An 11690-nucleotide genomic window follows, 5' to 3' on the forward strand; every position below is an offset into this window, starting at 1 on the left:
CCGCAAAAAACGCAGCTCCCTGTCCAGATTTCTGTTTTCAGTTGTCACTTTTTTCAGTTGTCAGAAGCCGGCTTGCTTCCAAGAGTGACTTCTACGGTTTCTTCTTTATATTCTCCGTTATTTGCTCTTGCAATTACCACTTCCACGGTTTCGCCTGATTCGTAATACTGAAGTTTATCCACCAGATCATTCTTGCCGCTTACCTTCTGCCCATCCAGTTTTACAACGATATCACCTTTTTTGATCCCGGCTTTATCTGCCGCACCACCTGGTGTAACTTCTGTAAGAAATGCTCCTGCCGGCATATTGTACATCTGGATTGCCTCTGTTGTAAGGTCCGCAGCTTTGATTCCCATATAACCAACTTTTGAAGTGTCTTCTATTTTATCACGTGTTTCGCGGTTCATCAGCTCTTCCAGGATCGGTTCTGCTTTGGATATCGGAATTGCATATCCCATTCCCTCCACCTGACTGTCTGCGTATTTGGCCGCATTGATCCCGATCACTTCGCCTTTCATGTTCAGAAGCGCACCACCACTGTTTCCGGGATTGATAGCCGCATCTGTCTGGATCAGTCCACTGGTATCACCATCCTCTGTGCTGATGGTACGGTTCAGGGCACTTACCCATCCGGAAGTGACTGACTGGCCATAACCCAGAGCATTACCAATCGCAACTACCTGCTCACCTACTACAAGATCGTCGGAACTTCCCATCTGTGCGATCTTGATCTCATTCATCGTCTCTTCCGGAATATCGGACTTCTCTACAGCAATTACTGCCAGATCGTTCTCTTCGTCTGTTCCCTTGATCTTGGCTGATACCGCATTATTCACATCCACACTGCTATCTGAACTGTCTGTAATACTGTCGCCACTGGCCATCGCCTGTGTCTCTTCTTCCGCACCGACTACATCTCCGCCTGCAAAACATACGGTAAGTGTTGTTGCGCCGGATACCACATGATTATTCGTTGCGATCAGAAGTTCACTGTCATTCTCACCTACAATGATTCCGGAACCGCTTCCCGCACTCTGATACTGTCTTGTTCCATATCCGAAAAAGCTCGGGATCTCCTGTACACTGACAGAAGTGATCGCAACGATCGAGGACATCGTCGCCTGTGCAACTCCGGCTACTGTTCCGCTCTCTGCTACGATGCTTTTCACACTGGATTCTGTGGAACTGCCATCTGTGCTTTCTTCTGTACCGGTAACAGTTTCTGTTTTTCCGATCTGTGTACTGCTGCTGTTATTATCTCTGTATTTATCTGCCGCAATATTTACTCCCTGAAAAACAGCACCTGCCACCAGTCCAAAGATCACTGCCAGGGCAACGGCTGTTGCAGCCTTCTTTCCAAAGCCGCCGTTCCCGCCTCCATGAGCTGTCTTCGGTTTATGAGGTTTCTTGGGTGGAATACTTCCTCCCGCATAATTTCCTGCCTGCGGCTGATGCACTTCATAATGTGCATATTTCGGTTTTTCCTGAAAACTGGTATTATTCTGAAAATTGCTGCTGTTTGTTCCATTTCCGTAACCGTTCTCCTGCATTCTCCGGCCTGCGGAATATGGATGAGCCATTGGTTTCTGTGCAATATCTATATTTTCAGTACTGTTATCTGCAGCACTGCCGGTATCTGTATTTCCAAAAGTATCCAAAGGTTTCTCTTCTGTTGGAACATTTTCGTTTACCTCTGGCAGATCTTCATCCCATCTGTTTTCTTCACTCATGACCCTGGTGCTCCCTTCTCAAATTTTTCTTATGCCATCTGCTTTATAAAAACAGTTTAACAGGCAATTGTGTTCAAACTGTGATATATCCTTTAAAAAAGCGTGACCCGCTGATTCTTCCTGATCATTTCTGTTTTTTCCAGTATTCCGGACTCATAGTACAAAACAGGATCAGTCTTTCAGGAAGTTTCTGATATCTTTTTCCGAGGAAATATCCGGCATACTTGGAAGCACTCTGAAAAAACAGTCCGGGGATCATCCAGATATGTCCGGTTTTCAGAAGATAAGACAGGCTCTTTTTTACCAGGCGCACTCCCTCCCCCTCAGACGGAACTCCTTCAAAAACTTCCGGATGCTCTGCCTGGGAAACGCCAAGATCAAAATTTCTGTGAAACTGCTGGCTGCAGCTGTAATTATGAGAGTGATAAACCTTAGCCTCTGCTGCATAAGCAACCGCATAACCTTTTTTTACCATCCAGCCTGCATAGATCATATCTTCATTAAAAATAGCATGTTCCGGAAATCCGCCGATCTCATTGTAGATCCTGTGATCGTATGCTGCACAGACATTTGAGCAAAAATATGTCTTGATTCCTCTGGTCTCTACATCTTTTTCTGTTTTAAGGCAGGACTGCTCCGGATAATTAAACGAACGGGTATATTTTTCAAGGAAACCGCAGTCATTTTTGGGAAGCTGTCGTGCATAGGCCGCTCCTGTCTTTTCATTCCCGGCAACAGCCTGAACAAGATTTCCAACCAGATTTCTGTCTGCCGGTAATGCATCCTGAGTCATAAATATGAGGATCTCCGCATCCGAAAGCTCTGCTCCCCTTCTTCTTGTTGCACCATGATCAAATTCCTGTTTTGTAAGATGGTGGACTTCCACCAGCGGATACTTCTGTTCCCAGTTTTCTCTCCAGAATTTTTTCTCTGTATTCATAACTATGATCTTATTGACAGGATATTTCTGTGTGCTGAGGCGCTCCAGAAGTTTGTCAAATTCTTCTCCCGGGTGATATGCCGGTATGATCACATCTGTTTTTACTGCATTCATAATTCTCTCCTGTCCAGAAAGGACCACCCTCACCGGATGGTCCCTTCTGCTGGTTGATTATTTTAATTTTTTATTCTCCGTCTGAGAGATCGTCAGCTCCTGCGCCGCCATCTCCGCCGCCAGCATCTCCCCCAGCGTCATCTCCGCCGGATTCATCTCCGCCTCCAGACGTATCATCGCCAGTATCTCCTGCACCGGAATCGTCGTTTCCTGAATCGTCTCCGCCGCCGGAATAATCTGTATTCGAATCGTCTCCACCACCGGAATAATCCGTATCATCGCTGGTGTCATTGCCGTAATCCGTGTAGTCTGTATTATCACTGTAATCCGTGTCATCGTAGCTGTAATCGGCAGAAGTGTCTGTACTTCCCTCCCAGGTATACGAATTATCCGTTGTTGTATTCGGAGCGTCCGTTACCGCAGGCGCTGTATCCTGTACCTGTCCACCGCCTACAATCGCAGCGATCTGCGCACTTTTGTTCAGTACATCCTGTGTCGGTGTATAATTTGTATTTCCGTACAGGAACTGATGCAGCTTCAGTACATTGGAATCCAGAGTTGTCGGTACAATGACACTGCCCTTAACTGTAGCAAATTTATAGTCCTGCGGGAATCCCGTTGTTTCATCAATGCAGTATCCGATCATTGCCGGGATCAGCTTCAGGATCTCTGTCTTGGAAACAGATGTCTTGACCATCGGGAAAACCTGATCCATGATATCAAAGATTGTGGAAAGGCCGGCTTTTTTTGCCTTGTCAACGATCATCTGGATAACTCTTCTCTGTCTCTCTGTACGTCCCATATCCAGGCTTGCCGTATAACGGATACGGCAGTAGGAAGTAGCCTGTACACCATTCAGATGATAGGTTCCGACAATCGCTTCCTGATCTTCCGGCTTCGGCTCCGGCAGCTCTACCGGTGTATAACTCTTGCCAGTCTCTTCCGCAGTTTCCACGCAGTAGTTGTTCATATGAACGATCTCCGCATAGGAAAGCGGGATATCCAGTCCTCCCAGACAGTCTACTACTGTTACCAGTGCGTCAAAATCAATGGATACGTAATCTGTAATATTAAGATCCAGGTTTGTGTTCAGCATATTAACTGCCTGTGCCGGTCCTCCAAGGGCATATGCTGCATTGGCTTTGGAATAGGTATCATCTTTCACATTGAGAAGTGTGTCTCGGTAAACAGATACCAGCTTGACTGCCTTCGTGTCGTTGTTGATACTTGCAACGATGATGGTATCACTGTTCTCTGTGTTCAGCTTCTCATTCCTGCTTCTGTGGTCCAGTCCGAACAGTGCATATGTGGTATAACCCGTCATCTGCGGTGCCTGGTCATTGGTTACGATATCCTGTTCCTGAAGATCTGTTTCCTGAATATCGATCTTGTCCAGCTTGGCTGAGATCTGACCGTAAACATATAAGCCTCCTATAAACAGGAGCAGTACGATAATTTCCAGGATAAACAGAACTTTTCTTCTTTTTTTCCGAGGTTTTGACATCTTTTCCTTTTCCCCTTTTTAGTATGCATTCTTGTTGATAAAGCCTTTAAATATGGTGAGGAACATGATCTTGATATCGAATCCTACTGACCAGTTTTCGATATAGTACAGATCACATTCGATCCTCTTCCTGATAGAAGTGTCTCCACGGTAACCATTTACCTGTGCCCATCCGGTAAGGCCCGGACGCACCTGATGTTTCACCATATACCGCGGTATTTCCTCACGAAACTTCTCTACAAAAAACGGTCTCTCCGGTCTCGGTCCCACAAGGCTCATCTCCCCTTTCAGGATATTGAAAAGCTGTGGAAGTTCATCCAGACTGGTATGACGCATGAATTTTCCGATTCCGGTGACACGTGGATCGTTTTTTACAGTCCATGCTTTCTTTTCTTCGGACTCCTTCTGGATCTCCATGGAACGGAATTTATACATCCGGAAAGTCTGATTATGAAGGCCAACACGTTCCTGTTTATAGATCAGCGGACCAGGAGAGGTCAGCTTGATCAGGATACACAGGATCAGCATCACCGGCGATGAAACAATGATCGCGATCGAAGAACCGATCACATCCATCGTCCTCTTGATCATTGCATTAAACGTATTGCTCAGCGGCACATACCGGATATTGATCACCGGAAGTCCGAGAATGTCTTCTGTATACGGTTTGGTCGGAATAATATTATTATAATCCGGAATAAATTTCGTGTGTACTCCTGATTTCTCGCAGAGTGCAACAATCTCTTCCAGACGATAATACTCACTTAAGCCCAGGGTAATAGCTATCTCATCCAGTCGGCTGGATGGAAGGATGATCATCAGATTGGCAATACGCCCGATCACCTTGACTCCTTTATAGGTAGTGCCTGCCGGCACATTGTCATCCAGTATGCCCCTGATCACATATCCCCATTGCGGATTCTGCAGGATCCTGTCCACATATTCCTCAGCGGCACGGCTGTATCCAACCAGCAGCACCTGTTTCTGGTTCATTCCTTTCTTCCGCATGTCCCGGAGAATGTAAAACACAAACATGCGTACAAGCCATTCCAGAACAATATTGATAAAACAGAAGGAAACCAGTGTAAGACGGGAATAATCCAGTTCTTTAAAATTATAAAGTGCAAACATGATGATAAGGAGCCCTAACGCGTTTGCCTTCACGATTCCGGCAAGCACGAGACGACGCCCCTGCATTCGCATCGGTGTATAAAGATCAAATGCCTGATATAAAAGCACATATCCAGGAATGATAAAGATCAGCATAAACATATATTCCTGAACGGTCTTGGACTGAACTGCGGAATGTTCAAATATTCCCTGGAAACGGATCAGCCACGCCAGCGCATAAGAGGCTGCGATCACAAATACATCGATCAGCATATGGAGACGACTGAAATTTTTCTGGTTATCTTTAATCAATTTCCGTCACCTCATTTAAGTTCATTGCTTTTATCTTATAATAGATGCATCCCAAAAGCAACAAAATCTTCCCTCCGAAATATAAAATTTCTGTGAAAATATGGAGTTTTAACCGGCAAATCGCCTAAAAATGTTGATCCAGAGCTCAACCTGCAGCTGGATATAACGTGGAAAATTCCTCATGGAAAACTTTACTTTCCTGTTCTTCCGGCTGATCTGGAAGCCATTTTTAATTCCTGCCAGATACTCCCTGCCAAAGCCTTTTGACGCAAAAAACAGGATTTTTGCCCCGAATCCGACAAGCAGAAATGGAAGGTTCAGAACGATCTGAAGGAACGGCATGTTCTTGTAAATAAGGTAAATATTATTTCTGGATGAATACCGGATCTTAAACTGATTATATCTGGAACCGCTTGTTCCGCTTCCCACATGATAAACTTTCGCCTTTGGAGCATACCAGTTCTGATACCCAAAGATCCGGGCGCGATAACCGATATCCAGATCCTCCAGATAGGCAAAATGCTCTTCATCAAAATCTCCGATCCGGTCGATGATTTTTTTTCTGTAAATGGCAGCTCCCGCGCAGGCGGAAAAAATCTTCTGCTCTTTATCGTAATGGTTAATATCCTTATCTTTCCCTCTGGCAAACGCCCATCCCAGTGCACAGTAATAATTTCCCGCATCGTCCATCTTGTCATGGTCATGAAGCTGGATCATTTTTGCCTGGCAGGAAAAAGCTTTTTTATGTCTTCTGAGGGCCGCTACCATCTCTTCCAGAAAATCCGGTTCTGCTTCCGTGTCATTATTCAGAAGCAGCACATACGGAGAGCGTGCCGCATGAATTCCCTCATTCACAGCCCTGCTGAATCCATAGTTTTCCGGAAGCTGGATCATGTGGACCCACGGATATTCCGCAGAAACAAAAGCACAGCTGCCGTCTGTGGACCCATTGTCCACCAGTATAACCTCAAAATTGCGGATGGTCTGTCTCTCAAGACTTGAAAGCACACCATCCAGATATGCCATCCCGTTAAAATTCGGTATGACTACTGATACTTCCTGCATTGGTTCATCCCTTCTTCTTTCCCATTCCCGGAAGAGGCTTCAGGGAATAATTCCATTTTGACAGAGAAAGATTTTTGTTATAGTACGGATCTCCGTTTTTGAGGATGTCTATCCAGTGAGAACGGATATATTCGATTTCCGACTGGAATCGACGGACTTTTTCCTCACTGTCCTCCGCACCTCTGGATTTGGACTCATAATGATAAAGTTTCACGTACGGATCATAGACGATCAGATGGCCGTGGCTTCTCACTTTCAGGCAGAGATCTACATCATTAAATGCTACCGCGAGTTCTTCTGTAAAGCCGCCTGCTTCCAGAAAAACATTTTTTTTCATCATCATGCAGGCAGCTGTCACACAGCTCATATCCTGCAGAAGGGATGCTTTATGCAGATATCCGGTACGTTCTGCCGGCATATTTACAAACATATGTCCCGCAATGCCGCCCATTCCCACCACACAGCCTGCATGCTGGATGGTATTATCCGGATAGATCAGTTTGGCCCCGACAGCTCCTACTTCCTGTCGCTGGCAGACACCAAGCATCTCCGAAAGCCAGTCCGGATCGATCACTTTCACATCATTATTCAGGAAAAGCAGATAATCTCCCTTTGCATGGCGCACGCCAAAATTATTGATGGCAGAATAATTGAATTCTTTTTTCCAGCGGAGCAGATGGATCCTCGGGTCTTCAGAAAGCTTCCGGTAGTAACGGAAGATCTCGTCGGAACCGCTGTTATTCTCCACGATAATGATCTCATAATTCTTATAGACAGTTTTTTCAAAAATGGATTCCACGCAGGCCTGAAGGGTTTCTTTTTCTTCCCGGTTGGGGATGATAATGGACACCAGCGGTTCCCCCTGCACCGGATATTTCACACGGTAAAATCCGAAATCCGGGGTATGCTCCACAGTTCCCGGAGTTCCGGTTCGTTCAAGATTTCCCTCAATGGCACGCTTTCCTGCCTCAAAAGCATACATCTTGCTTGCCGGGTTATCCGCTGTGGAGGATTTGTGGGTTCTCCAGTGGTAAAGGATCTCCGGTACATGGATGACCTCACGTGCCTGTTCCACACAGCGGAAAATAAAATCATAGTCCTGCGCTCCGTCAAATTCTCTGCGGAAACCTCCGGCTTTCTGCACAACTGAACGTCTCACAACCAGAAAATGACAGATATAATTGTTGGATCTTAAAAGGTCCAGGTTAAAATCCGGTTTCAGATGTGGCTGAAAATGCTCGGACAGATCTGTTGTGACCTTATCTTCATCGGTATAGATCACATCTGCCTCCGGATGTTCCTCCAGTGCAGCTGCGATCTCATACAGAGCATTGGGTGCAAGCAGATCATCATGATCCAGAAGTGCGATAAAATCTCCTCTTGCCATGGCAAAGGCTGCATTGGTATTCTCAGCGATACCGAGATTTTCCTTCAGATCTTCATAGCGGATCCTTTTATCCATCTCTGCATAGGATCTCAGTACAAGCTGCATATCCGGATCTTCCGGACTGCCATTTGCGAGACAGAGTTCCCAGTTCTGATATGTCTGGGCAAGCAGAGAATCAAGCATCTGTCTTAAGAACCTCTCCGGTGTCAGATATGCAGGCACTACAATACTGATCAGCGGGCCATCCGGAAATTTCCTCTTTCGCTGCTTCTCAAGAGTCTCTTCGGTTGGCCTGTATGCCTCATACCACGGTCCGTAGGGAACTTCTTCCGGCTCAAAGCGTTCATGAAGCCTGATCCAGAATTCTTTCAGTCCGTAATGCTTCAGGTATCTCAAGCCCTTTTGTACTGTATAGGGAGAAAGCTTCTTCACAAGCCTGTCCCATTGAATCTTTCCTGTGGAATCATCTTTACTCATATATTTTCTCCGTATTACTCAATTTGATAAACGTATTTTAACATTACCGCATTTTTTTTGCAAGGAAGAGAGAAAGTGTGTTATACTGTGCTTACGTGTTGCTGGTCACGGAGTGAACAGTAACATTTACGTATGTATTGCTTACATAAGAATTATTTTTTATACAGGAGTACCATATATTATGAAAAAATCAAGAATAACCGCGGCGCTTCTGGCCTTTGGGATCTCAGCTTCCATGGTGTTCCAGACTCCAGTTTTCGCCACAGAAGAAACCGCTGCTGCCGCCACATCCGGTATTACAACCAACTCCATCAGCGGATGGCCACAGGGGCCTGAGATCACTTCCGCATCTGCCGTAGTCATGGAAGATTCTTCCGATACCATTCTCTACGCCAAAGATATGGATACCGCGCTCTCCCCTGCCGGCGCAGTTAAGATCATGACCTGCCTTCTGGCGCTGGAGAACAGCCAGTTAACCGATCAGGTGACAATGACAGAAACCGGTGTATCCGGTGTCACCGACGGAGGCGCCCATATTTCCTCACAGCTCGGAGAAGTTTTTACCATGGAGCAGTGCCTCTATGCGATCATGCTGGCTTCTGCCAATGATATTGCCCTTCAGGTTGCAGAACAGATCGGCGGTTCTGTGGATGCTTTTGTCCAGAAAATGAATGACCGCGCCCAGGAACTTGGTTGTACCAATACCGTATTTACCAATCCTACCGGTCTTCCGGACGATAATCAGCACACCACCGCCCACGACCTGTCTCTGATCATGCAGGCAGCAATCAGCAATGACAGTTTCCGGACAATTTCCGGAGCCACTTCCTATACCATACCGGCCACCAATGTTTCCGGCGGTGCCAGAAACCTCACCAGTTCCTTTTCCATGACAAATCCGACTTCCGCCACTTATTACCAGGGCTGTATCGGCGGACGTGAGAGTACTACCACTACTTCCGGAAGCGTCCTGGTAACTGCGGCTGAACGCAACAGCACCACACTGATCTGCGTTGTTATGAACGGAGCGACCGGACAGACAGCCAATGAAGCGGTTACTCTTATGGACTACGGTTTTGCCAATTTCCAGCTTCTGGATCTTTCGGAAGAAGATTTCCACATTCTGTCCGGAGGTACCGTAATGGTTCCGTCCGGTGCAACTTCGGATGATCTTACTACGGAAGATACGGAATCCGATGGCCAGATTCTCCGCACCTATTCCTTTGGCGGAGCTCAGGTGGGAACTGCAGTGGTGGAAGACACCTCCACAGAAAGCACTACCGCAGAGGTTCAGGAAAATGATGACAATATGGATGCCGCAAAAGCTTACTCAGAATCCCGCTCTCCAATTCCTTATTTTGTGATCGGCGGCGCCGGCCTCCTGATCCTGATCCTGCTTCTGTGGCGTATGATCAGGATTATCCGCTCCTGATCTGCATCACATCTTATATGCAAGTCCCCCACCCACTGCTTATTGCTTTTCGCGATTGAAGCAGGGGACTTACTTGATTTGGTTAAAAAATCCCCCCTGTGTACCGGTCATATCCGGATACACAGGAGGGATTTTTTTATTGTCAATTTCGATTTTCCCCTCGGAAAATCAGCGATAAAACGGAACCACCAGGAAGATATAGCACAAAAACGGCGAAGCCACCAGAAGTGCACTTAAGCCCCGGTAGATCCACATTCTGATATTTTCTTTTTTTACAAAACGTTCCAGCAGACAGTTCCAGCCCGCTGTCACAAAATACATGGCCGGATACAGTGCCGGCATGATGTAACGTCCCTGTGCCTGGTTGTCACTGTAATATACATAATACATGAACAATCCCACAGGGATCAGGATCAGAAGGATCATCAGCAGATGGAAGATTCCTTTTCTGTCCCATTTATTGGACACAGTCACTGTTTTTATCTTCAGTTTTTCAGTGCCTGATGTTTTCCATTCTTTTACGACAGTACGTTTCTTCGGATAAAACATTCCCAGCATGGACAATACTCCAAGGCCACCGATCCCGAACAACAGGAAATATGCCTTGCTCACACCATAAGGCATATAGATCTGCATCAGTCCGAAAGTTCCGATAAAACTTACCAGAACTGTCAGTAACCAGTTATGGTTCCAGCCCGGGTCCTGATACAGAAGAATATCCTTCCATGTCCATTTCAGTTTCTCCGGTGTTGGATATCTGGACGGCCGGTAATCAATGGCCGCATATTTCTCCGCACACTCTGCACAGGCTTTTCTTCCGATAAAATCTCCGTCATAAAGAATGGCGTTCCGGACAAACCACCAGCCACATAAAACAAGGGTTACTGCCGCGATCACGATTCCTCTTCGAAACAGAAAAGCGATTCTCTGTTTTACCGGTTCTTCCCTGCACAGAAGGACTGTCAGGCAGAAAAACAGAAAGCTGCATAAGATCCAGCCGTAGGCATTATAGTAGGACAATGCGCAGACTGCCATGCCAACAGCCAGCAGGATCGAGTTTTTGAAACTCCAGTCTCCTTCTTCCAGATAGCAGGACCAGGAATACAGAATAATTCCCATAGACAAAAGTGCCAGGGAATCCGTATTTACATAAGTTCCCAAAAACAGTGCCTGTGGCATAAAACCTGCCAGCGCCGCAAACAGCCATCTTCCCTCTTTTGGGAAAAGCTTTCCGGATGCTTTCACAACGAAATACACAGATCCGGTCACAAAAAGCACATCTGCCATTCTTGCCGCATGGAGAAGTCCGTCGGCAGAAGCATGGAACAGACCTACAATTCCCATAAATACAGCAGATACCATATAGGAAAGAATGGGATAATAGGCATAGGAAATTCCCCAGGTGGCATCCCGGATGGCAGGATCATCTCCGAGAGGAAGTTTTCCCGGATGTTTATGAAGATACTGTGCCACCATGTAGCGCATTTTTTCATCGGGGCCCGCTCCCAGCGGCTGCATGAATGCCCATGCAGTCAAAAGCAGAAATGCTGCCAGGACAAGAACCAGCACCTGAAACCGTTCTTCTTTCCAGATTTTTTTCTTTTCCAAGATCAGTTCCT

8 protein-coding genes are annotated in these 11690 nt (G+C 46.3%); 1 reads left to right on the top strand and 7 read right to left on the bottom strand.

The genetic code is table 11. The features are described from left to right. Positions 1-53: 53 nt before the first annotated feature. The 6 genes from GPK81_RS07695 to GPK81_RS07720 form a co-directional block, all read right to left on the bottom strand. On the bottom strand, positions 54-1730 hold the full coding sequence (locus tag GPK81_RS07695) for a S1C family serine protease (RefSeq protein WP_118169400.1): 1677 nt from the start codon (positions 1728-1730) through the stop codon (positions 54-56). Positions 1731-1854: 124 nt separating this feature from the next. Beyond that, on the bottom strand, positions 1855-2784 hold the full coding sequence (locus GPK81_RS07700) for a glycosyltransferase family 2 protein (protein WP_215706829.1): 930 nt from the start codon (positions 2782-2784) through the stop codon (positions 1855-1857). A 70-nt stretch (positions 2785-2854) separates the two neighbouring features. Further along, positions 2855-4288 carry an LCP family protein gene (locus GPK81_RS07705; protein WP_215706830.1) on the bottom strand — a complete coding sequence of 478 codons (1434 nt, stop codon included), beginning with the start codon at positions 4286-4288 and terminating at the stop codon, positions 2855-2857. Positions 4289-4306: 18 nt separating this feature from the next. Then, entirely contained in the window at positions 4307-5710 is a 1404-nt protein-coding gene (locus GPK81_RS07710) for an undecaprenyl-phosphate glucose phosphotransferase (RefSeq protein WP_021976715.1), read from the bottom strand. 108 nt (positions 5711-5818) lie between these two features. Continuing rightward, positions 5819-6775 carry a glycosyltransferase family 2 protein gene (locus GPK81_RS07715; RefSeq protein WP_021976716.1) on the bottom strand — a complete coding sequence of 319 codons (957 nt, stop codon included), beginning with the start codon at positions 6773-6775 and terminating at the stop codon, positions 5819-5821. A gap of 4 nt (positions 6776-6779) precedes the next feature. Beyond that, positions 6780-8639 carry a glycosyltransferase family 2 protein gene (locus tag GPK81_RS07720; RefSeq protein ID WP_021976717.1) on the bottom strand — a complete coding sequence of 620 codons (1860 nt, stop codon included), beginning with the start codon at positions 8637-8639 and terminating at the stop codon, positions 6780-6782. Between the two features lie 181 nt (positions 8640-8820). On the opposite strand from GPK81_RS07720, the gene GPK81_RS07725 reads away from it, so the two are divergent. Further along, complete coding sequence (locus GPK81_RS07725) at positions 8821-10071, top strand: D-alanyl-D-alanine carboxypeptidase family protein (protein ID WP_174087566.1); 1251 nt, start codon at positions 8821-8823, stop codon at positions 10069-10071. Between the two features lie 168 nt (positions 10072-10239). Here GPK81_RS07725 and GPK81_RS07730 read toward each other — a convergent pair whose 3' ends face one another. Continuing rightward, positions 10240-11679 carry an ArnT family glycosyltransferase gene (locus GPK81_RS07730; protein WP_244096012.1) on the bottom strand — a complete coding sequence of 480 codons (1440 nt, stop codon included), beginning with the start codon at positions 11677-11679 and terminating at the stop codon, positions 10240-10242. Positions 11680-11690: the final 11 nt, after the last annotated feature.

Source organism: Blautia sp. MCC283, assembly GCF_018785565.1.
Lineage (GTDB): Bacteria > Bacillota > Clostridia > Lachnospirales > Lachnospiraceae > Blautia_A.